Here is a 23044-nt window from a genome sequence, read left to right on the forward strand (position 1 = left end):
GGGGTATTCCCCTCACCGGCCACCCGCACATCCGCCCCGTGAGGACGGTTGTGCCGACAAGGAAAGATCCCCACCATGAACGCACTCTTCCTCGCCGTCATCGGCGTCGCCATGATGCTCGGCGGATATTTCCTCTACTCCAGGTATCTCGGTTCCCGGATCTACAAACTCAACGCGTCGTTCCGGACACCCGCACACACTCTGGAGGACGGCGTCGACTACGTCCCCACCAACAAGTACGTGCTCTGGGGGCACCACTTCACCTCGGTCGCCGGCGCCGCACCCATCGTCGGACCGGCCATCGCGGTGATCTGGGGTTGGGTCCCGGCCTTCCTGTGGGTGACCATCGGCACCGTATTCATCGCCGGAATGCACGACTTCGGCGCCCTGTGGGCCTCCGGCCGACACCGCGGACAGAGCATCGGCACTCTGTCGGGCAGGTACATCGGGCGGAACGGCCGCAACCTCTTCCTGGTGATCATCTTCCTGCTGCTGCTCATGGTGAACGCGGCGTTCGCGGTGGTCATCGCGAAGCTGCTCGTGAGCACGCCGACCTCGGTGATCCCCACCTGGGGCGCGATCATCGTCGCGCTGCTCATCGGTCAGGCCATCTACCGCCTGAAGTGGAACCTTCCGCTGGTCTCTCTCGTCGGTGTCATCGCCCTCTACGCCCTCATGGTCATCGGCAACTCGATCCCGGTCGTCCTCCCGGAGACCATCCTCGGCCTCAATCCGAACGGTTTCTGGATCGTCGTCCTCTTCCTCTACGCCGGTGTCGCCTCGCTGCTGCCGGTGTGGGTGCTGCTGCAGCCACGTGACTACATCAACGGTCTGCAGCTGTTCGTCGGCCTCATCATCCTCTACGGCTCCATCGCGCTCTCCCTACCGACCGTGGTCGCCCCCACCTTCAACACCCTGCTGCCCGAGGGCACCCCCTCGATGATCCCGCTGCTGTTCGTCACCATCGCCTGCGGTGCGATCTCCGGCTTCCACGGGCTGGTCTCCTCCGGCACCTCATCCAAGCAGATCGACCTGGAGACCGACGAACGCTTCGTCGGCTACTTCGGGGCCGTCGGCGAGGGACTGCTCGCCCTTGGGGCGATCATCGCCACCTGTGCCGGGTACCAGACGGTCACCCAGTGGCGTGAGGTCTACTCCGCGTTCGGCAAGGGCAGCGTCGGTGCCTTCGTCGAGGGCGGCTCCGGCATCATCCACGCCGGGCTCGGCCTGCCGTCATCCCTCTCCGCCACGATCCTCGCGACGATGGCGGTGCTTTTCGCCGCCACCACGATGGACACGGGTGTCAGGCTTCAGCGCCTTGTGGTCCAGGAGATCGGGGATCATCTCGGTGTGAAGCTGTCCAACATCGTCGCCACGGTCATCGTCCTCGCCGTCGCCCTCGGCCTGACCTTCTCCTCCGGTGGAGACGGTTCCGGCGGACTCGCCATCTGGCCCCTGTTCGGCACGACGAACCAGCTCATGGCCGCACTCACGCTCTGCATCCTCTGCATCATCCTGATCCGGCTCCGTCGGCCCTACAAGGTGGTGCTCGTCCCGATGGTGTTCGTCATGACCGTCTCCGTGTGGGCCCTGGTCATCCAGCTCGGGACGTTCTACGCCGCCGGGAACTGGATGCTGCTCATCCTCGACGTCATCATCCTCGTCGCCGCGGTCTGGGTCGTGGCCGAATCCGTACGCGCCATGCGCGACGCCATGAACTCACCCGCGATCACCGACGCCGAGTTCGACGAAGCCACCGAGGTCACGGACGACACCGACACCCCGGCGCGGGTGCAGTGACGTGGCCCGGATCGGTGACCTGCGAATCCGACTGCGCACACTGTCCGACGGGCTGGCCGAGTTCTACGCCGGACCGTACCGGGCGACGCTCCGACGGGCCGCCCGGGACGAGGATGACCTGTTCATGATGCTCGTCATGGGGGAGGCTCTCGGGATACCGAACCCGGCCAGCCACCACACCCTCGAGCTCCTTCCGGTCATGTACGACCGCTTCCACGACTGGCACCGGCGCATGGGGATGGAGCGCTCACCGGTCGAGGGCCTGTCATGCTGCTAGAACTCATCGACAACCGCCGGGTGGTGTTCTTCGGCGGCAAGGGCGGGGTGGGGAAGACGACCCTCGCCTCAGCGACGGCGGCGGCACTGGCCCGACGGGGCCGCCGGGTGCTGCTCGTCTCCACCGACCCGGCGCACAACCTCGGCCACCTGTGGGACACCCGGATCGGGGACCGCGTCACCGACCTTGACGCTGGGCTCGCAGCCTTGGAGATCGACCCGGCCGCGACGACCGCCGCGCACCTCGCACGGGTCGAGGGGACCATGCACGAGATGATGCCCCGGCACCTGCACGCCGAGGTCTCCCGCCACCTCAGGCTCGCGGCTGCATCCCCAGGCACCCACGAGGCGGCGATTCTGGAGCGGATCGCCCGTATCGTGGACGTTTCGGTGGGGGAGTACGACCACATAATCGTCGACACCGCCCCCTCCGGGCACACCTCGAGACTGATGGCGCTGCCGGAGATGATGGCCGCGTGGACGGACGGGTTGCTGGGCCGACGGGCGAAGGCGGAGAAACTCGCCGAGGCCGCTGACGCACTGGGGCCCGCATCCCGACGGGACCGCGATCTTCTCGGCACCCGGGGCGCCACCGGGACATCGACGGACCCGGTGCGCCGGCGCAACGATCGACTGCGGGAGATCCTGGAGGAGCGCAGACGACTGTTCGGACGCTTCCGGGACACTCTCACCGACCCCGGGACCTGTTGCTTCGTCATCGTGCTCACCGCGGAACGCATGCCCGTTCTCGAGACGGTGGAAATGCACGCGGAGCTGACCGGTACCGGGATGACTGTCGCCGCGTGCGTGGTCAACCGGCGTTCGCCACGGGACCGGGGGGAGTTCCTCGCCGCCCGGGCCGAACTCGAGGACGGCTTCGTGCGGCTGCTGCGCACGCGGTTGCCGGATCTGCCGATCGTGGAACTGCCGCTGCTGCCCGGCGAGGCGACCTCACGCGCCGCCCTGGTGGAGTTGGGTGACCAGCTCTAGTCAGGGCGAGAATCAGCCGGAACGCGCTCCCACCAGCGATATTTAGAGCGTCACCCGACAGTTTTCCGGTAATTCCCGCAGAACTCTTGGAACTAAGGCAAGGGTCCGCTAATTTAAGCGGGAGAAGTTAGTGATTCCACTCACTGTTTTTCGCTGGCCCAACCAGTGGACGAGCAGCGTACCCCCAGCCACCCCGGATCCGTTCCCACTCCTTCCGGGACGGGCCTGACCCAAGAACGGACCCCCGTGATCATCGTTCCCCGCGACATCGACTGGATGCTGGAATTCACCGCCGGCCCCACCTTCCACGGTGCGATGCAGCTTTTCGCCACCGGCCGGGATCCACTCGGGAACTGGCCGGTACTCGATCGTGACGAACTCGCGACGATGCCCGCCCGGGAAACCCGCGGTGAGGCGGCCCTCATTCTGGCGACGACCGGACACCACGTTCCGGTGACCTGCCTCGAGGAGGCGCTGCTGCATCTGTGGGCCGTCGACGAACTGCTCACCACCGACCCCGCCTCGGGGGTTCCGGCCCTGCACGCGCCCCGAACCCACTGCGCGCTGGAACAGCTCCGGGTCTTCTGCCTCACATTGTCCGGTGTCCTCTTTGAACAGCGCCTGCTGTTCTGGCTGATCTTCAACGACGAGGGCAGCATGGACTACCGGATCAACGGCCGGACCTACATCATGGGTCGGGGAGAGCTGGGCATTCCCTGGGAGGTCGCCGTCAGCGGTGAGCTTCCATTCCAGTTCGGGGAACTGTTCGACTCCCTGGTTCCGTGTCGGGACGCCGTGCGCTGGGATCCCTGTCTGAGCTTCTATCCGGTGGGGAAACTGGATCTGTTCTTCACCGGAAGCCCCACCTCACAGCCCTGGTTGACGGATACGGCCAGCACGTTCCTCGCCCGGCTCGCGGATCCACGCGTGTGGCCGACGGTCACCGATCTGACACGCTGCGACCCCTACTTCTTCTTCGCGGCCTACAGGGGCCAGGCGTTGCCGCAGGTGCCCAGCGACGGAACCCCGCTGACGGTGGCCCTCCGGGTCATCGAACAGCGGGTGCCCGACCATGGTCCCGAGGAGCTCTACCTCCGGCGACTGATGGAGTACCTGGCTCACGCCATCAATTCGGAGTGGACGTTCGCCTCACTTCTCGGTGGCACAGGCGACTAGGGGCACACCGGGCGACACAGCCGGCCCCCGGGATGGGATCCCGGGGGCCCTAGCCGCTCGGAACGGTCCCGCCGGCTACTTCACCACGAGGTTGACCAGGCGACCGGGGACGACGATCTCCTTGACCACCGTCTTGCCGTCGATGTGCCCGGCGACGTTGGACTCGGCCTTCGCGGCGGCGATGACGTCCTCCTTCGGGGCGTCCACGGCGACGGTGACCCGTCCACGGACCTTGCCGTTGACCTGAACGGGAAGCTCGACCGAATCGTCGGTGAGCCACTTCTCTTCGAAGGTCGGGAAGTCGGTGTAGGTGATCGTGGCATCGTGGCCGAGGCGCTTCCAGAGTTCCTCGGCGATGTGCGGGGCGATGGGGGCGACCATCTGCACGAGGGGCTCGACGGCGGCGCGCGGTGCGCCCGACGGGTACGACTTGGTGAGGTGGTTGACGTACTCGATGAGCTTCGCGACCACAGTGTTGTCCCGCAGCTCCGCGTAGTCCTCGCGGACACCGGCGACGGTGCGGTGCAGGGCGCGGTTGTCATCGTCGGTGAGCGCGGCGTCGGTGACGACGGGATCGCCGGTGTTCTCGTCGATCGCGAGGCGCCACAGGCGCTGCAGGAACCGGTGCGCACCGATGACGTCCTTCGTGGCCCACGGGCGGGATGCGTCGAGGGGACCCATGGCCATCTCGTAGACGCGCAGGGTGTCCGCTCCGTAGTTGTCGCAGATCTCGTCGGGGGAGACGGAGTTCTTCAGGGACTTGCCCATCTTTCCGTACTCGCGGTTAACCCGCTGGCCGTCGTGGAAGAACTCCCCGTCGATCTCCTCGACCTCGGCCGCGGGCACGTAGACGCCACGGTCATCGGTGTAGGCGTAGGCCTGGATGTAGCCCTGGTTGAACAGGTGCCGGTAGGGCTCGAGAGAGCTGACATGGCCGAGGTCGAAGAGGACCTTGTGCCAGAACCGGGAGTACAGCAGGTGCAGCACGGCGTGCTCCACGCCACCGACGTAGAGATCGACGCCGCCCGGGTCCTTCGCACCGTGTTCCGCGGGGCGCGGCCCGGTCCAGTACGCCTCGTTCTCCGGGGCGCAGAAGGCCCCGGAGTTGGTCGGATCGATGTACCGGAGCTGGTACCACGACGAACCCGCCCACTGGGGCATGACGTTGGTGTCGCGCGTGTAGGTCTTCGGTCCGTCTCCGAGATCGAGTTCGACCTCCACCCACTCACCGGCCTTCGCCAGGGGCGGGTGCGGCTCACTGTCGGCGTCCTCCGGGTCGAAGGACACCGGGCGGTAGTCGTCCACCTCGGGCAGCTCGACGGGGAGCATCGACTCGGGCAGGGCATGGGCCACACCGTCCGCGTCGTAGACGATGGGGAAGGGTTCGCCCCAGTACCGCTGGCGGGCGAAGAGCCAGTCACGGAGCTTGTACTGGATGGTGCCCCGCCCGGTGCCCTGTTCCTCGAGCCAGGTGATGGTCTTCGCCTTCGCCTCGGCGAGTCCGAGACCGTTGATGTCCAGACCGTCACCGTTCGCCGAGTTCACGGCCGTTCCTTCGCCGGTGAAGGCTGCCTCGGTGACGTCGCCGCCGGCGACGACCTCGAGGATCGGTAGCCCGAAGACGGTCGCGAACTCGTGGTCGCGGTCGTCGTGTGCGGGAACGGCCATGATGGCACCCGTGCCGTATCCGGTGAGCACGTAGTCGGCGATGAACACGGGAACCTGCTCACCGTTGACCGGGTTGGTGGCATAGGAACCGGTGAACACACCGGTCTTCTCCTTGTTCTCCTGACGCTCGAGATCCGACTTGGCGGCGATGGCGGAACGGTACGCGGCGACGGCCTCGGCGGGGGAGGACTGGCCGAAGGTCCAGCGCTCGTCGATGCCCTCGTAGGAGCCCGTTCCCTCGGCGACGAGGACATCGACGAGTTCATGCTCCGGTGCGAGCACGACGTACGTGGCACCGAACAGGGTGTCGGGGCGGGTGGTGAACACGTCGATGGCATGACCGCCTGCGTCGAACGTGACCTCGGCACCGCGGGAGCGGCCGATCCAGTTGCGCTGCATGGACTTGACCTTCTCCGGCCAGTCCAGCAGATCGAGATCGTCGATGAGGCGGTCCGAGTAGGCGGTGATCCGCATCATCCACTGGGAGAGATTCTTGCGGAAAACGGGGTAGTTGCCGCGCTCGGACTTGCCGTCGGAGGTGACCTCCTCGTTCGCCAGGACGGTGCCGAGTCCGGGGCACCAGTTGACGGTGGAATTGGAGCGGTAGACCAGACGGTAGGCGTCCACGACCTCGGCACGCTGGACCCGGTCGAGGCCGGTGAAGTCGGAGGTGCCGAACTTCTCCGCCAGCTCCACGGGCACGGGGAGTTCACCGGACTCGAGCAGTGGGGTGAGCTCGGCGATCGGGCGGGCCTTGTCCTGCGCCGGATCGAAGAAGGAATTGAAGATCTGCAGGAAGATCCACTGTGTCCAGCGGTAGTAGTCGGTGTCCGTCGTGGCGATCACCCGCCGACGATCGTGGCCGAGACCGAGACGCCCGAGCTGACGTTCCATGTTGTCGATGGATTCCTGCGTCTTGATCCGCGGATGGGTTCCCGTCTGGATCGCGTACTGCTCGGCGGGCAGACCGAAGGCGTCGTACCCGAGGGTGTGCAGCACGTTCTTCCCGAGCATGCGGTTGTAGCGGCCGTAGACGTCGGTGGCGATGTAACCGAGGGGGTGCCCGACGTGCAGCCCCGCCCCGGAGGGGAAGGGGAACATGTCCTGCACGAAGAGCTTGTCCTCCGGCAGGTCCGTACCGTCCGCCGGGGCGAGGTCGCCGACCGGGTTCGGCGCGTTGAAGGTGCCGTGTTCACGCCAGTGGTTCTGCCAGGTGCGTTCAATGCTGCCCGCCAGCTCCGCGGTGTAACGGTGTGCGGGAGTCTCGCTCGGTTTAGTCATGGGAAACAGTCTATAGCCGTCCCGCACGTCGATCAGCATGGACCGGGGTCCGGTCCCGGGGATCCGGTCAGCAGCGGGGCAACGCGGACGCCAGCATCGTCGGGATGAGTATCGCGTCAGGTACCACCTTCCGGATGTTGAGGGGGTCCGCACACCGCACCTGGTGCTTCAGCTGCGCGCCGGTGATGGCCCACGAACCGGACCCGGGCGGTGGCCCCGCTGGCTCCGGCGCCTGTGGGTCCGGGGATCCGCCCACGGCGACGTGGATGTCCCGGGTGAGCTGATCCGGCGGACCGTAGGTGCGGGCCGCGGCGGTCCATCCGTTCCCGTAGGTTGCGGTCGCGTTGATGGTTCCGTCGTCGGACCAACCGAACTTCGTGGCCCAGGCGCCCGGAAGCGTGGCGGTCCCGTAGTTCTGGTGGTAGCCGTCCGCCGCGACGGGGCTCGCGGTCGTCATGGCGTCGATGATCGGGGCGGCCGTCGGGTCGTCACGCACCGCGGTGAGGAACCGGACGACGTCATCGGTGGTCGTCACACCGGAACCCCAGTCCGGGCCGGCCTGGCTCCCGTGGAGACCGAAACGTTCGATGGTGTCCGCGATCGCGGTCGGGTGTTTCGCGGAGAGGCGCGCGGCGGTCAGATCGTCGGACGTCCGGATCATGTGCGTCACCGCGTCCCGGTCCGCGGGATCCCCGGCAGCGAGAACCCCGTACGCGAGATAGAGCTTCGCCAGCGAGAGCGCCGGTCCGGGACGGTTGCCCCGGATGCTGAACACCGTGCCGTCGGCATTCCGGACACTGATCTCGGTCCGGTCCGGTACCGACCACGGGTCGAGCGTGAGCGCTCCGGCACTCGGGGTCACCAGAGCGCCGGAGGCCGCGGCGAGCAGCGAGGCTAATAGCGTTCGAGTCTTGGTCACCCGACACATGATAGGTCGAAGACACGGTGATACGGGTCAGGACCGGACTCCGGGGGTGTTCCGCGTGAAACACCCCCGGAACGCGCCGACGCCCGCCCGGAGTCCACGGGGACGTCGGGCGGGCGGGACGGGGGCAACTGACGAGTGTCCGGATCTTCTAGATCTCGGATTCGAGCTCCTCGTCCTCCTCGATGATGTCCACCTCGTAACCGAGGGTCTCCTGCTGCTCGGAGCGGGAGATCTGACCCTTGGCGAGCTTGTTCACGACCATGGCGATCGCACCGTCACCGGTGACGTTGCAGGCGGTACCGAAGGAGTCGATGGCGATGTAGGCGGCGATCATCAGGGCGACCTGCTCGTCGTTGAAACCGAGCATGGAGGCGAGCAGCCCGGTGGCGGCCATGATCGCGCCGCCGGGGACGCCCGGCGCGGCGACCATCGTGATGCCGAGCATCAGGATGAAGCCGATCGCCATCGGGAAGGTCAGCTCCATGTCGTTCATGTACATGATCGCGAAGGCGAACAGGGAGATCTTCAGCATGGAACCCGACAGGTGAGTGGTGGCGCACAGCGGTACGGTGAAACCGGCGACCGTCGGGGCGACGCCGTTGCGCTTCGTGCAGGCGTAGGTGACCGGGATCGTCGCGGCGGACGAGGAGGTTCCGAGGGCGGTGCCGTACGCGGGCAGCATGTTGAGGAACGCACGCACGGGATTCCGCCCCGCGACCGCGCCGGCGATCGCGAACTGGATGACCAGGAGGATGAAGGTCATCAGGATGGCGATGATCAGCACGGTGCCGAAGGACGTGAGCGTGGAGGTCAGGTTGCCGTTCATACCCATGGAGAGGAACAGGCCGAAGATGAAGACGGGCAGCAGCGGGATGATGAATCGCGCGATGACCCGCATGATCACGCGCTCGAGGTCGCGGACCGTGTTGTACAGTGTGTCGCTCTTGACCGCCGTCATCGCGACGCCGAGGGTGAAGGCCAGCAGCAGCGCCGTCATGACGCCGAAGGGAGCAGGCATCTCGATGGAGAAGTAGCTGCTCAGTGCACCCTCACCGACATCCACGGCATCGACCATCTCCTGGTGCTGGAGCAGGGAGGGGTACAGCAGCGCGGATGCCCCGAACGCGAGCAGACCGGCGAAGACCGTCGATCCGTAGGCGATGCCCGTCGTCACGGCGAGCCACTTGCCCGCGCCCCGACCCAGGCCCGCGATGGCGGGCGTGATCAGGGCGAAGATCAGCACCGGGATGAAGAATCCGAGGAAGTTGCCGAACAGCTCGTTGAAGGTGACGAAGACGCGGGCGAGCGAATCCGGGAAGAAGAAGCTGCAGATGATGCCGAGAATGATCGCGACGATGATCTTGAACAGCAGTGAGGAAGACAGTCTCTTAAAGTCCATGTGTTCTACCTAGGTCGGTGGGTGTTCCGGTGCACCGGATCGCCGGGTTTTCACGGCGATCCGGGTCGGATCGAGGGGACCCGGCGCCGGCGGCCACCACGGTCGAGGAACCGACCGGGATACGCAGGCGTGGGCTGAGTCGGACCTGTGTGAAGCCACAGATTTTCGACATCTGCAACTTACGATACGGGATCAGGTCCAGCACACACCAATGTTTCCCACGGGGCCGTTTCCCGCGGGGCGCGGCTCGCCCGGTGCCCGGCGTCGGTCCCGGCTCCGCCGGGCACGCCCCGGAGGAGGTCGCACGGGAGAGATGATCGTGGTTCCCGGATGTCCGGGGATTAGACTGGGGACATGATCGTGATCTCCGTTGTCCTGCTCATTCTCGCGCTGCTCCTGCTCGTCACGGGAGTGCTCGGGTGGACCGGTAGGCTCCCCGGCAATCCGGTGCTCGGCATCCACGTCGCCGAGGTGCGGAAGTCGGAGGATGTCTGGGTGCTCGCACACCGGGCGGCCGGGCCACTGTGGATCGCCGGCGGCATACTCACTCTCGTCGGTGCCGTCATCAGTTTCGGTGCGACGGGTTGGATGTGGCTCCTGCCCGTGATCGCCGTTATCGCCGGACTGGTGTTCGTCGGCGCAGGTGCTGGCCTCGGTGCGCGGGTCGCGGCCGCCGCGGATGTCGCGGCCAACCGGAACGCCGGGGAAGGTGACGGCTGCTCGTCCAGCGGCGGGTGCTGCGGCGGAGGCGCGGACGATCAATCCACCACGCAACCGGCTGTCGATCTCGACGCCGTGCGACGTGCCGCGAGTCAGGCCGACGGGAGGTAGGTTCTCCCCGTGCCGACCCCGGACTTCATCCTCGATCTGCGCGAGCGGATCGGCCACGCCCCTCTCTGGTTGCCGGGGGTGACGGCCGTCGTTCTCCGTCCGGCAGCCGATCCCGGTCAGCCTCCGGAGGTGCTGCTCGTACGACGGGCCGACACCGGGGCGTGGACCCCGGTCACCGGAATCGCCGAGCCCGGTGAACAACCCGACGTCACCGCGGTCCGGGAAATCACCGAGGAGACCGGTGTCGAAGCTGAGGTGGAGCGGGTCCTTTGGGTCCGGGCGGTGGGTCCCGTCACCTACCCGAACGGCGACGTCGCCTCATACATGGACACCGCGCTCCTGTGCCGGGTGGTGGGGGATTCCGGGTGCGCGCACGCGGCGGACGACGAGAACACCGACGCCCGCTGGTTCCCCGTCGATCGGCTGCCCGAGTTGTCCGAACGGTTCCGGCAGACGATCACAGCCGCCCTCGCGGGCGGCCCCACCCGGGTCGGCACCCCTCCCGATAGTTCAGCCTAGCGTGTACCATTCGGGGCATGAGCCATATTGAAGCCCACGAACAGGCGCTCGTCCGCCTCGGTCGGGCACTCGCCGACCCGACCCGCTGCCGACTGCTCCTCGCGATCCTGGACGGAAACCACTATCCGGCACAGCTCGCCGAACAACTCGGACTGTCCCGGGCGAACGTCTCGAATCACCTCGCCTGCCTGCGGGACTGCGGACTAGTCCGCACCCACCCCGAAGGCCGGAAGGTCCGCTACGTTCTCGCCGGCCCCGAACTCGCCGAGAGTCTCCGTAACATGACCCGGATCGTCCTCACCGTGTGTGACGATTCGGAGACCTGCCTCAACGAGACCCCCGTGGAGGCGAACCGATGAGCGACGCATGCTGCGGCGGCGAAGACACCACGCCGGACGGGACGGCCGGTGAGCTGCTCATCTCCCGGGACGAACCGGGAACCCCGTGGTGGCGCGATCCGACGCTCGTGATCCCGCTGCTCTCCGGGGTGGCGCTGCTGCTCGGCCACCTCGCCCACCCCGCCTTTTTCTGGGTCGGGCTGGCCCTCGGTGGATCGACGTTCATCCCGCAGTCCGTGCGCAGATTCATCACCGGGTCCGGAGGCGGACGACTGGGCATCGGCCTCCTCATGACCGTCAGCGCAATCGGTTCCGTGGCCCTCGGCTATGTCGGCGAAGCCGCCGCACTCGCATTCCTGTTCTCCATAGCCGAGGCCCTCGAGGAGAAGGCCATGGCGCGGGCCAGAGCCGGGCTCCGCAGCCTCGTGAGCCTCATCCCGGAGACCGTGACCGTGCGCCGGGGAACGACACCTGAGACGATCGGCATCACCGAACTCGTCGCCGGCGACACCGTGATCGTCCGACCGGGGGAGCGGGTGCCCACCGACGGCACCGTGTCCCGCGGCGAGGGCTCCCTGGACACCTCCGCGGTCACCGGCGAATCCATCCCGGTGAACGTCGGACCGGGGGACGCGGCACCCGCGGGTTCCATCGCGGTCGGCTCACCCCTCGAGGTCCACGCAGACGCGCCCGGAACCGACAACTCCCTGACCACGATCGTCTCCCTCGTCACCCGGGCCCAGGCGGAGAAGGGCTCCCGGGCACGGATGGCCGACCGGGTCGCCCGACCACTGGTTCCCGGTGTCCTGATCACCGCGGTGGCGGTCGCGGCCATCGGTTCCCTGCTCGGGGACCCGTCCGTGTGGATCGAACGAGCGCTGATCGTCCTTGTCGCGGCATCACCCTGTGCGCTGGCGATCGCGGTGCCCGTCACCGTCATCTCGGCGATCGGCGCCGCCAGCCGCTTCGGCGTGATCATCAAGTCCGGTGCAGCATTCGAACGCTTCGGTGCCGTTGACCGCATCGCCTTCGACAAGACCGGCACACTGACCCGAAACACGCCTACCGTCGTGTGCACGGACGGCTCGGGCGAAACCCTCGTCCTCGCCGCCGCGGTGGAGCAGCACAGCACCCATCCCCTCGCCGGAGCGATCCTGCGGGCCACGGAGAACCGTGCTCTCCCCGAGGCGCTCGACGTCGAGGAGATCGCCGGTCACGGAATGCGGGCCAGGGTGGCGGGCCGTCTCGTCACCGTCGGAAGTCCCCGCTTCGTGGACCCGGGGGACATGGCGCCACGCATCGACGAACTCGAATCCGCCGGTACGACCGTCGTGGTCGTCCGGGTGGATGACGCACCCGTGGGAATCATCGGGATCATCGATCCCCTCCGAACCGAGTCCGCCGAAACGGTGGAGGCCCTCCGTGACATGGGACTGCGGGTGACGATGCTCACCGGTGACAACAGCCGGACCGCCGCGGCACTGGCGCGCGACGCGGGAATCACCGACGTGCGGGCCGAACTCCTTCCAGAGGACAAGGCCCGGGCGGTGACGGGTCGCGGCTGGGCGATGGTGGGCGACGGAATCAACGACGCCCCCGCCCTGGCGTCGGCCGACATCGGGATCGCAATGGGTGCGACAGGTACGGACGCGGCCATCGAATCCGCCGACATCGCCTTCACCGGGCACAGCCTGACACTGCTCCCCGGTGCCATCCGTCACGCACGGCGGGGCCATTCGATCATGAACCAGAACATCGCACTCGCGCTCGCGGTCATCACCGTTCTCCCACCGTTGGCGCTCACCGGCGTCCTGGGACTGGCCACCATCGTGTTCATCCACGAGGCGGCCGAGATCGTGATCATCGCGAACGGCCTACGGGCGGCCCGAACCGGGAAGAAGGGAGAGCCAACGCCCCGCGTGGTTCCGGTTCCCGATGGGTCCTCCCCGTCCGGCTCTCCCGGGCGGGAGAGCCGGACGGCCGGGGACTGCTCCTGCTGCGCGGACGAGTAGGGCCATCGATCCAGCGCGGATCCTCCCGTTCCGGTACGGAGGAGAGTCCACCGGAACGCACCCGTCCGGGACGTCGGACCCGGACGGGTGGGCGAGGTGTGTACTTTCCGGATTGATACAGATGCCACCCGTGCAGACGCCGGGACAGGACGGGCGGAAGCGGTACCCGCAATCCCGCGGTCCTGAACCCTGCCGGACCGTCCCTTCCGTCGCGACCGGGCAACCCGGATACGGGGGGCGGGCGCGGGAGGAGCCCCGCCGCACACACGACCGGAGCCCGGGTCGGACCCGGGCTCCGGTCGTGACAGACGCCGAGGTGTGTGGAAATGCGGAGCTGCCGCACCCACCCACCTCGGGGATCTGTATCGTTCGGTATAAATCAGCCGCTGTGGTGTCCGGCCTCTACTCCGAATCCTTCAGGTTCTTCTCGACCCGACGGTGCGCCTCCCAGATCCTCTCCGGAAGCCCCTCGAAACGGGACAGGTGCTCGGCACGGGAGTCCATCTCCCTGAGCCACAGATCGCGGTCGATCGTGAGAACCGCCTCGAGATCGTCGCGGTCACCGGTGAAACCGGTGAGGTCCAGCTCCTCGATCCTCGGGATCAGGCCGACAGGGGTCTCGGTTCCCTCGACCTTGCCGTCCTTGTAGTCGAGCAGCCAGAGCAGAGCACGCAGGTTGTCGCGGTATCCGGGCCACATGTAGCGTCCGTCCTCCCCACGCTGGAACCAGTTGACGTGCGCGAACACCGGCAGTGCACTGTCGCCGCCGACCTCCCTGGCCTTGTCGAAGATGTTCAGCCAGTGCTGCGCGTAGCGTCCCTCCGGGTACGCCATGAACGGGCGCATGGACATCGGATCATAGCGGAGTTGTCCGGCCTTGCCTTCCGCGGCCGCGGTGGCTTCGGCCCCGAGGGTGAGTCCGTCGTAGACGCCCTCGGCCGGATCACGGAAGGCACGGATCAGCGGCTCCCGGTCGCGGACACGGCCACCGAAGATCACGGCGTCGACCGGTACACCCCCGGGCACCTCGTAGTTGGGTGCGACGTTGGGGACGTTGGCCAGCGTGGTGGTGAAGCGGGAATTGGGGTGTGCCCATTCATCACCCTTCGCGTCCGAACGCTGGTGCTCGACGGGGCGGTCGGCGATCGGCTCACCCTTCCAGTCCAGCCATCCATCCAGGTCCTCCGGGTAGTCCGGGGTCATACCCTCCCACCACACCTGGTGGGTCTTCGTGTTGTAGGCGACGTTGGTGAAGAGCGTTCCGGTGCCCTCGTCGATGGCGTCGATCGCGGTCGGGTTGGTGTTGCGGTTCGTGTTGGGTGCGACGCCGAAGGCACCGAACTCCGGGTTCATGCCGTAGAGACGGCCGTCGACCCCCACCCGCAGCCACACGATGTCGTCGCCGTAGAAGAACACCTCGTAGCGGTCCCCCAGGCCGTCCGGGGGAAGCATCATGGCGAGGTTCGTCTTGCCGGAGGCGGACGGGAACCCGCCGCAGATGTAGCGGTGTTCACCGGTGACCTTGTCGTGGATTCCGATGAGCATGAACTGCTCGGCGAGGAACTCCCCGGAGGCCCAGCCGTCGTAGCAGGCCTGCCGCAGGCCGTGAGCGATCTTTCCGAGCAGTGCGTTGCCGCCGTATGAGGAGCCGTAGTGGAGGATGGTGCGCTCGTCGGCCACCGTGGCGAAGCAGCGCTGGTCGTCATCGGTGCCCTGGCCGAGGTTCTCCAGGTCTCCGGTGACGTGGACGGCCCGGACGAAGTGGTCCGGGTCCTCGAGATCGCTGAGGTAGTCGATCCCGACCCGGGCCATCCGGATCATGTGCAGGCAGACGGTCCGGTTGTCGGTGAGCTCGACACCGGCGGCCCACGGGGCGAACGGGGAGTCCTTCGGACTCATCAGGTAGGGGAGGACGTACATCGTCTTGCCCCGGTACGCGCCCGCCATCTTCTCCTTCTGTTCGGCGGTGACCTCCGCGGCATCCCGCCAGTTGTTGTACTCGCCCCGGTCCGCCGGGTCGTGGGTGGCGACGACGGTCTTCTCCTCCGTCCGGGCGGTGTCCTTGTGGTAGCTCCGGGAGTAGTAGCGACCCTCGCCGGCGGGCTGGATCTCGTCGTCCGCGAGCGCGGAGTCGATCAGTCTCTGATCATCGGCAGCGGAGATGACCTCGATGGAATCGGGCTCCAGGATCGCAGTCCATTCACTGACGAAGTCGATGATGTGCTGATTGTGGACGCCTGCTTCCTCGAGCACTGTCCTGCAGTCGGTTGTGGTCACGGTGGTCACCTTTCTCCTGGGGTGGCGGGGGCGGCGTGTCGGATCCCGAACCGGAAACCCGCGAGAGTTCGCACCCCCGTATTTCATTTTTAGTCTATCAGTGTTAGGGGAGACTCAACACCGTTTTTACGTCACCGACGTTATTCGACCCCATAGCCCGGGTCCGCGTGAATACCGCATCTACTGAAAACTGATACCGCTACATATCGCTCCTGCGACGCCTCCACAGTCGACCCCGACGCACCCCCGACGGGATGATGTGCCGTGCCGGGATGCTTGCACACGCGGCCGCGACCGGTGCTAAACTGTTCTCCATGTCCAACATTTCCGTAACCCTTCACACCCAGTGGTGGTGGCACGCTTTCGAGGCGAGCCGCGGAATGTAGGCGACGGTCTTCTCACCGTCAGAATCGAACACCCGAGGGCTCGCCCGCTTGAACCCCAAGCAGCGAGCCTTTCTTCATGCCGGTACCCACCGGAGACCCACCGGAGAAAGAACGCCCGGGGTGACGCGGCCGAACCTCCCGACCCCAACAACACAGGAAGGCCATTCGAGTTGATTGACACCGGCTCCACCACCGACGGGGCAACATCCCCACCCCCGGTTCCCGGCGCGACCATCCACCGGGTCCCCGTCCGCTACCACGAGAACGCCTCAACTCTCTTCGCCTTCCTGGGCGGTACCTCCGTCGACGATTCGGTGCTTCTCGAGAGCGCAGACATCACCTCGAAGCAGGGCCTCACGTCGGTCGCGGTCCTCCGTGGCTCGGTCCGGGTCACCTGCCGTGGGAACACGGTCTGCGCCCGACCGCTCACGGAATCCGGAATGTTTCACGTGAAACGTCTCCGGGAGGCTCTGGCCGACCGGGTGGCCGAGACCCCCTCGTCCGACGGGGGAGAGGGCCGGGTCTCGTTCCGCTTCCCCGCGGGGACGGAACTCGACGAACGCCGCCGGCTCACCGAGATCTCCACCATTGAGCCACTGCGGCGACTCCAGCAGGATCCCGGCTACCGGGATGAAGGGGGCGCCCTCCCGTTCATCGCCGGAGGATTCGCCTTCGACTACATCGAGACCTTTGAGTCCCTACCCGGAGTCGCGCAGGGCGAGAACACCTATCCGGACTACCAGTTCCTCGTGGCCGAGGTGCTCCTCACCATCGACCACCAGTCCGGTACAGCTGAACTCGTCGGCGTCAGCGTGGGCGAGACGGAGGCGACCCGCCTCGCCGAAGAACTCGCCGAGCTGGCCGAGGCGATCAAATCAGCGGAACCCGATCACGCCGACGCCTACGTACCCACGGCGCATCACACCGACACGCTGACGATCACCACCGACACCGACGACGCGACGGTGCGGGAGCAGGTGACCCGCCTCCAGAAGAACATCGAGGTGGGCGACATCTACCAGGTGGTTCCGGCGCGGAGCTTCCTCGCCCCGTGTCCCGACGCCTTCGCCGCCTACCGGGCCCTGCGGGCCACCAACCCCAGTCCGTACATGTTCTATGTCCGGGGCCGTGCCGACGGCGAACCCTACGAGCTGTTCGGTGCGTCGCCGGAATCGAACCTCAAGTTCACGGCCGCGACGCGTCAGGTCGAGCTGTACCCCATCGCCGGGACCCGACCCCGGGGGCTCAATCCGGATGGCAGCGTCGATGACGAACTGGACATCCGGGCCGAACTCGAACTCCGTACGGACGCCAAGGAGATCGCGGAGCACACCATGCTCGTCGATCTCGCACGAAACGACCTCGCCCGCGTCGCCGTACCCGCCACCCGACGGGTGGCCGACCTCCTCCAGGTGGACAGGTACAGCAGGGTCATGCACCTGGTCAGCCGGGTGACCGCGGACCTGGACCCGACACTCGACGCCCTCGACGCCTACCGTGCCTGCATGAACATGGGCACACTGACCGGGGCACCGAAACTGCGCGCCATGGAACTCCTCCGGGAGACCGAGGGGAAGAGAAGGGGTTCCTACGGCGGGGCCGTCGGCTACCTGCGGGGAAACGGCGACATGGACACCTGCATCGTCATCCGGTCGGCCTTCGTCCGCGACGGTCGAGCCGTGGTCCAGGCCGGGGCCGGGGTCGTCCGTGACAGTAAACCGCAGGCCGAGGCCGATGAATCACTGCACAAGGCGTTCGCCGTCCTCAACGCCATCGCCCTCGCCGCCGACGCGAACCTGGAGGTCATCCGGTGACTGACACGCAACCCCACATCGTCCTCATCGACAATCAGGACTCCTTCGTCTACAACCTGGTCGACGCCTTCGCCGTCGCCGGATTCAACTGCACCGTCTACCGGAACACCGTGCCCGTGCCCACCATCCTCGACAGTGGCCCCGACCTGATCTGCCTGTCACCCGGGCCCGGGCATCCCCGTGACGCGGGCACGATGATGGAGCTGATCGACGCCGTTCTGGGGCGGATTCCGCTCCTCGGGATCTGCCTGGGATTCCAGGCCCTCCTGGACCACCACGGGGGCAGGGTCGAGCCCTGCGGACCCGTCCACGGCACGTCGGACCTGATGACCCTGACGGACGAGGGCCTCGACAGTCCCGTGTTCCGCGGTCTCACCGTCGACGCGGGACCGGACCTTCCCGGTGTCACCGGACGCAAGGTCCCCATCGCCCGATACCACTCACTCGGCTGCACCACGATCCCGGACGGCATGGTGTCCCTCGCGACCTGCCCCTCGGAGATCGGGGAGGTCACCATGGCGGCCCGCACCGTCGACGGAACCGCCCTCGGACTGCAGTTCCACCCCGAATCGGTGCTCAGCCCCTCCGGCCCCCACATCCTCACCCGTAGCGTGGAAACGCTGCTCACCCAGAACCGAGAAGGAACCACAGATGACCCACACTGATCCGAGCACACTGCTCACCGCCTACCTGGACAACAGCGATCCCTCCGTCGAGGAGGCCCGAGCCGTCTTCGATCCGCTGACGACGGGTTCCTACTCAACCGCCCAGATCGCCGCGCTCCTCGCGACCCTGCGCACCCGTGGCGAAACCGTCTCCGACATCACCGGAGCGGCCCAGGCATTCATCAACGCGGCACGACCCTTCCCCGTCACCGGGGAAGGCGTCATGGACTCCTGCGGCACCGGCGGCGACGGCGCCAACACCATCAACATCTCCACCGCGGCGGCACTGGTCGCCGCAGCCGGGGGAGTGACGATGGTCAAACACGGCAACCGTTCCGTCAGCTCCAGGTCAGGGTCCGCCGATGTCCTCGAGGCACTCAACATCCCCCTCGACCTCGATCCGGCACGGGCGGAACGTCAGCTCCGGGCCTCCAACTTCACCTTCCTCTTCGCGCCCGCCTACCACCCGGCGATCGCCCACGTCATGCCCGTGCGCAAGGAACTGAAGGTTCCCACGATCTTCAACATCCTGGGCCCGCTGCTCAATCCGGCCAAACCCCAGCTCCAGCTGATGGGGATAGCGCGTCCCGAACTGGGGCCCGATATCATCGAGGTGATGCGTGAACTCGGCCGGAGCCGGGCACTGGTCGTCCACGGCTCGGGGACCGATGAGATCGCCGTCCACGGGCCCACCACCGTCTGGGAGCTCCGCGACGGCACCGTCACCGACTACGAACTCACCCCGGAGGACCTCGGGGTGCGCACGCACTCCCTGGAAGACCTCACGGGGGGCGACGGGGAAGAGAACGCCGACCACCTCAGGGCCGCCTTCGCCGGGACAGGTCCCGACGCCCATCTGGACGCGATCACCGCCAACGCCGGTGCCCTGTTCTACCTCAACGGTGACACGGACACCATCGCCGACGGTGTGACGAAGGCGAAGCAGCTTCTCGCCGACAGGACGGTTGAGAACTGGCTCGCGACCCACGAGGAGGCGGACTATGCCTGACACCCATTCGATGCCGACGGTCCTCGAGGGGATAGTCACCGCCCGCAGGGGGCACCTCGAGGGCATCCGCCACCGCATCAGCCACGTGGACCCGGAGGCGCTGCCCCGCTCAACCCGCAGCCTCGTCGCCAGCCTCGGCGGCGACCTGCCAGAGCGGGGTAGGGGGACCAACCGCTTCATCATGGAGTGCAAGTCCGCCTCCCCGTCGCTGGGGCTCATCCGTGAGCACTACCAGCCCGGCGACATCGCGCGGATCTACTCCCGCTACGCCTCGGGGATCTCCGTCCTCTGTGAGCCCGACCGATTCGGTGGCGACTACGATCACCTGGCAACCGTGGCAATGTCCACGCACCTTCCGGTCCTGTGCAAGGACTTCATCATCGACGAGGTGCAGATACACGCCGCCCGCTACTTCGGCGCCGACGCGATCCTCCTCATGCTGTCGGTCCTCGACGATGAGACCTACACACGCCTCGCCGGCGAAGCCGACAGACTCGGCCTCGACATCCTCACCGAGGTCGTCGACGAGGTGGAGATGGACCGCGCACGCAACCTCGGCGCGAGGATCATCGGGATCAACCACCGAAATCTCCACGACCTGAGCATCGATCTCGGCCGTTCCGCGCGCCTCGCGTCGCTCGCCCCGGATGACGCCGTGCTCATCGCCGAGTCCGGGATCCGGGACAACGCGACGGTCCGTCGTATCGGGGCACCCGTGAACGGTTTTCTCGTCGGCTCCCAGCTCACGGGTGAGCCCGACATCGACGCCGCCGCGCGGGAGCTCGTCTACGGTCCGAACAAGGTGTGCGGGCTGAGGACACCGGGTGCCGCGCAGGCCGCCCGCGCGGCCGGTGCGGTCTACGGTGGGCTCATCTTCGAGGAGAACTCTCCCCGCGCGGTGGACGCGGGTACGGCGGAATCGATCATCGCAGCGGAACCCGGGCTGCGCTACGTCGCGGTCAGCCGGCGTTCCTCCGGTTACGGTGAGCTCTGCATCGAGGGCGTCGCGGCGGTTCAGGTCCACTGCCCCCTCGGCACGGTCGACGAGGAAGGCGAACTGATCCGACGCATCCGGACCGAGCTTCCCGACCACGTGGAACTGTGGCGGGCCGTCTCGATGTCGACACGCGACGCCGCCGAGACCGTCTCCGCACTCGCCGAGGGAGAACCACTCGTCGACAGGTTCGTTCTGGACTCCGGTTCGGGCGGCACGGGAACCGCGTTCGACTGGACCATGATCCCAGAGAACGTGAAGCAGCGGTCGTTCCTCGCCGGCGGCATCGGGGTGGACAATCTCCGCGACGCCCTCGACGTCGGCTGCGCGGGACTCGATCTGAATTCCGCACTCGAATACGGGCCGGACGCGGCGGCCTGGGCCGGGCACAAGGACACCGCGCGGCTCGCCTCGGCCTTCACCACGATACGCACCTTCAACGATGAACAGGCGGTAGAGAAATGACCCCTCCCGAACACCACTCGACGACCCCGGACACGTCCGGGGGAGCGACCATTCTGCCAGCCTACTTCGGCCAGTTCGGCGGACAGTACGTACCCGAGCTGCTGATCCCGGCGCTCGACCAGCTGGAGCAGGCCTTCGTCGACGCCATGGACGACCCCGGGTTCCGCACGGAACTCGCCGACTACCTCCGCGACTACCTGGGTCGACCCACCCCGCTGACGGAATGCTCGAATCTGCCGTTGGAAGGAAGAGGTCGGGGATTGGCCCGCATCTTCCTCAAGCGTGAGGATCTCGTCCACGGTGGTGCGCACAAGACCAACCAGGTCATCGGCCAGGCGCTCCTGGCGAAGCGCATGGGCAAGACCCGCATCATCGCGGAGACCGGTGCCGGCCAGCACGGCACCGCCACGGCGCTCGCGTGCGCCCTGCTCGACCTCGAGTGCGTCATCTACATGGGCGCCGAGGATGTCCAGCGCCAGCAGCCCAACGTCTACCGGATGGAGCTGATGGGCGCGAAGGTCATTCCCGTGACCTCAGGGGCGGGCACTCTCAAGGACGCCGTCAACGAGGCGCTCCGCGACTGGACGGCCACGTTCCACGAGTCCCACTATCTCCTCGGCACCGCGGCCGGTCCGCATCCCTTCCCGACTATCGTCCGTGAGTTCCACCGGATCATCTCGACCGAGGCGAAGGCGCAGATGCTCGAACGGACCGGCGGACTGCCGGACGTGGTGACGGCCTGCGTCGGCGGCGGATCCAACGCCATTGGCATCTTCGCCGACTTCATCGACGAGGAGTCCGTTGAACTCGTCGGGGTGGAACCAGCGGGGGAGGGCCTGGATTCGGGACGCCACGGCGCGCCCATCCACGCCGGGAAGATCGGCATCCTCCACGGTGCCCGCTCCTACCTGATGAGGACGGCGGACGGGCAGGTCGAGGAGAGCTACTCCATCTCCGCCGGCCTGGACTATCCCGGTGTCGGACCCCAGCACGCGTATCTGCACGAATCCGGGCGAGCAACCTACGTCGGTATCACCGATGCGGAGGCGCTGGAGGCCTTTCAGCTGCTCAGCCGATACGAGGGGATCATCCCCGCTCTTGAGTCCTCGCACGCACTGGCCTACGCCCTCAAGCGAGCCGCGGCAGCCGAGGAGGACGGCCGGGAGATCACCATCCTCGTCTCACTTTCCGGGCGGGGCGACAAGGACGTCGATCACGTCCGTCGTACCCTCGCCGATCACCCCGAACTCGTCATGGAGGACAACCGATGAGCCGCTATCCCGCACTGTTCGAGCGTCTCGCCGCCGCCGGGGAGGGCGCCTTCGTTCCCTTCGTCATGCTCGGTGACCCCGACGCGGAGACCTCCTTCGAGATCGTCCGTTCCCTCGTCGAGGGCGGCGCGGACGCCCTGGAGCTGGGCGTGCCGTTCTCCGATCCGGTCGCGGACGGCCCCACGATCCAGGCCGCCCACATCCGGGCACTGGACGCCGGTGTGGACGTGGACACCTCGTTCTCGATCATCCGCCGTATCCGCGATACGTGGCCGGATCTCCCCATCGGACTGCTCATCTACGGCAACGTTCCCTTCGCCCGGGGGAGCGGGGAGTTCTACGCCTCCGTGTCGGAGGCCGGTGCAGACTCGGTGCTCATCCCGGATGTTCCCGTCCGAGAGGGCGCGGCGTTCTCCGCGGCCGCTGAGGAAGCCGGTGTCGACCAGATCTTCATCGCCCCGCCCCACGCTTCGGAGCGAACCCTCGCCGGCGTCGCGGCCCACTCCCGCGGCTACATCTACGCGGTCTCCCGCGTCGGTGTCACCGGAGCGGAGAATGCCTCCAGCACCGACGGCCTCGCCGATGTGGTCGCCAACCTGCGGCGCTTCGGCGGAGCCCCCGCCCTGCTCGGGTTCGGGATCTCCACCCCCGAACACGTCCGGGCTGCCATTGACGCCGGTGCCGCCGGTGCGATCTCGGGTTCCGCGATCACGCGGATCATCGAGCGGCACTGTTCCGGCGCTTCCCCGGCGACCCGTACCGTCGACGATCTCCCGGCTCTCCTCGGGGAGCTGCGTGATTTCACGGCCGATATGAAAGCCGCGACCCGGCGATAGACCCGGCACCGAGGACCCCATGTTTCACGTGAAACATGGGGTCCTCGCATGTCCGCCACCGGCACGGAGCGGTATCTTGTGCAATATCAGCTTCATCACAGTTTCTGTG

Annotated in this window: 18 protein-coding genes; 14 read left to right on the forward strand and 4 right to left on the reverse strand. The window is 67.0% G+C overall.

Going from position 1 to position 23044, the window contains the following annotated elements; translation table 11 throughout:
• The first annotated feature begins 75 nt into the window (after positions 1-75).
• From KRX55_RS08960 to KRX55_RS08975, 4 genes are all read left to right on the forward strand, one after another.
• Complete coding sequence (locus tag KRX55_RS08960) at positions 76-1800, forward strand: carbon starvation CstA family protein (protein WP_218407406.1); 1725 nt, start codon at positions 76-78, stop codon at positions 1798-1800.
• Between the two features lies 1 nt (position 1801).
• On the forward strand, positions 1802-2077 hold the full coding sequence (locus tag KRX55_RS08965) for a cory-CC-star protein (protein ID WP_370625808.1): 276 nt from the start codon (positions 1802-1804) through the stop codon (positions 2075-2077).
• A complete protein-coding gene (locus KRX55_RS08970) occupies positions 2068-3066 on the forward strand; it encodes an ArsA family ATPase (protein ID WP_218407407.1) in 999 nt (332 codons plus the stop codon). The genes KRX55_RS08965 and KRX55_RS08970 overlap by 10 nt, the downstream gene beginning before the upstream one ends.
• Before the next feature lie 246 nt (positions 3067-3312).
• Positions 3313-4242, forward strand: coding sequence for a hypothetical protein (locus KRX55_RS08975; RefSeq protein WP_218407408.1), 930 nt, complete (start codon positions 3313-3315; stop codon positions 4240-4242).
• Positions 4243-4317: 75 nt separating this feature from the next.
• Here KRX55_RS08975 and leuS read toward each other — a convergent pair whose 3' ends face one another.
• The 3 genes from leuS to KRX55_RS08990 all read right to left on the reverse strand — a co-directional run bounded on the left by leuS (position 4318) and on the right by KRX55_RS08990 (position 9518).
• Entirely contained in the window at positions 4318-7191 is a 2874-nt protein-coding gene (leuS, locus tag KRX55_RS08980; RefSeq protein WP_218407409.1) for a leucine--tRNA ligase, read from the reverse strand.
• Positions 7192-7258: 67 nt separating this feature from the next.
• Complete coding sequence (locus tag KRX55_RS08985; RefSeq protein ID WP_218407410.1) at positions 7259-8110, reverse strand: class A beta-lactamase-related serine hydrolase; 852 nt, start codon at positions 8108-8110, stop codon at positions 7259-7261.
• A 157-nt stretch (positions 8111-8267) separates the two neighbouring features.
• Positions 8268-9518, reverse strand: a complete 1251-nt coding sequence (locus KRX55_RS08990; protein ID WP_218407411.1) for a dicarboxylate/amino acid:cation symporter — start codon at positions 9516-9518, stop codon at positions 8268-8270.
• A 354-nt stretch (positions 9519-9872) separates the two neighbouring features.
• On the opposite strand from KRX55_RS08990, the gene KRX55_RS08995 reads away from it, so the two are divergent.
• From KRX55_RS08995 to KRX55_RS09010, 4 genes are read left to right on the forward strand one after another with little or no spacing between them, the layout of a single operon-like run.
• Positions 9873-10349, forward strand: a complete 477-nt coding sequence (locus KRX55_RS08995) for an SdpI family protein (protein WP_218407412.1) — start codon at positions 9873-9875, stop codon at positions 10347-10349.
• 9 nt (positions 10350-10358) lie between these two features.
• Positions 10359-10868: an NUDIX hydrolase gene (locus KRX55_RS09000; protein WP_218407413.1), complete on the forward strand. Its 510-nt coding sequence runs from the start codon at positions 10359-10361 to the stop codon at positions 10866-10868.
• Between the two features lie 17 nt (positions 10869-10885).
• The gene (locus tag KRX55_RS09005) at positions 10886-11227 is read left to right on the forward strand and encodes an ArsR/SmtB family transcription factor (RefSeq protein WP_218407414.1); all 342 of its coding nucleotides are present in this window, start codon (positions 10886-10888) and stop codon (positions 11225-11227) included.
• Positions 11224-13218, forward strand: a complete 1995-nt coding sequence (locus KRX55_RS09010; protein ID WP_218407415.1) for a heavy metal translocating P-type ATPase — start codon at positions 11224-11226, stop codon at positions 13216-13218. The genes KRX55_RS09005 and KRX55_RS09010 overlap by 4 nt, the downstream gene beginning before the upstream one ends.
• Before the next feature lie 402 nt (positions 13219-13620).
• Here KRX55_RS09010 and KRX55_RS09015 read toward each other — a convergent pair whose 3' ends face one another.
• A complete protein-coding gene (locus KRX55_RS09015) occupies positions 13621-15495 on the reverse strand; it encodes a phosphoenolpyruvate carboxykinase (GTP) (RefSeq protein ID WP_267169240.1) in 1875 nt (624 codons plus the stop codon).
• Between the two features lie 619 nt (positions 15496-16114).
• Between KRX55_RS09015 and KRX55_RS09020 the strand changes: the two genes are divergently transcribed.
• The 6 genes from KRX55_RS09020 to trpA are packed head-to-tail and all read left to right on the forward strand — an operon-like array spanning position 16115 to position 22935.
• Positions 16115-17695: an anthranilate synthase component 1 gene (locus tag KRX55_RS09020; protein ID WP_218407490.1), complete on the forward strand. Its 1581-nt coding sequence runs from the start codon at positions 16115-16117 to the stop codon at positions 17693-17695.
• A complete protein-coding gene (locus KRX55_RS09025) occupies positions 17692-18360 on the forward strand; it encodes an anthranilate synthase component II (RefSeq protein ID WP_218407417.1) in 669 nt (222 codons plus the stop codon). Before KRX55_RS09020 ends, KRX55_RS09025 begins: the two co-directional genes overlap by 4 nt.
• Positions 18347-19369: an anthranilate phosphoribosyltransferase gene (gene trpD, locus KRX55_RS09030; protein ID WP_218407418.1), complete on the forward strand. Its 1023-nt coding sequence runs from the start codon at positions 18347-18349 to the stop codon at positions 19367-19369. The genes KRX55_RS09025 and trpD overlap by 14 nt, the downstream gene beginning before the upstream one ends.
• Positions 19362-20828, forward strand: a complete 1467-nt coding sequence (trpCF, locus tag KRX55_RS09035) for a bifunctional indole-3-glycerol-phosphate synthase TrpC/phosphoribosylanthranilate isomerase TrpF (protein ID WP_255567720.1) — start codon at positions 19362-19364, stop codon at positions 20826-20828. Before trpD ends, trpCF begins: the two co-directional genes overlap by 8 nt.
• Complete coding sequence (gene trpB / locus KRX55_RS09040) at positions 20825-22099, forward strand: tryptophan synthase subunit beta (protein ID WP_218407419.1); 1275 nt, start codon at positions 20825-20827, stop codon at positions 22097-22099. The genes trpCF and trpB overlap by 4 nt, the downstream gene beginning before the upstream one ends.
• Positions 22096-22935, forward strand: coding sequence for a tryptophan synthase subunit alpha (gene trpA, locus KRX55_RS09045; protein ID WP_218407420.1), 840 nt, complete (start codon positions 22096-22098; stop codon positions 22933-22935). The genes trpB and trpA overlap by 4 nt, the downstream gene beginning before the upstream one ends.
• Positions 22936-23044: the final 109 nt, after the last annotated feature.

Source organism: Corynebacterium sp. TAE3-ERU16 (assembly GCF_019209935.1).
In the GTDB taxonomy this organism is placed as follows: Bacteria; Actinomycetota; Actinomycetes; order Mycobacteriales; family Mycobacteriaceae; genus Corynebacterium; species Corynebacterium antarcticum.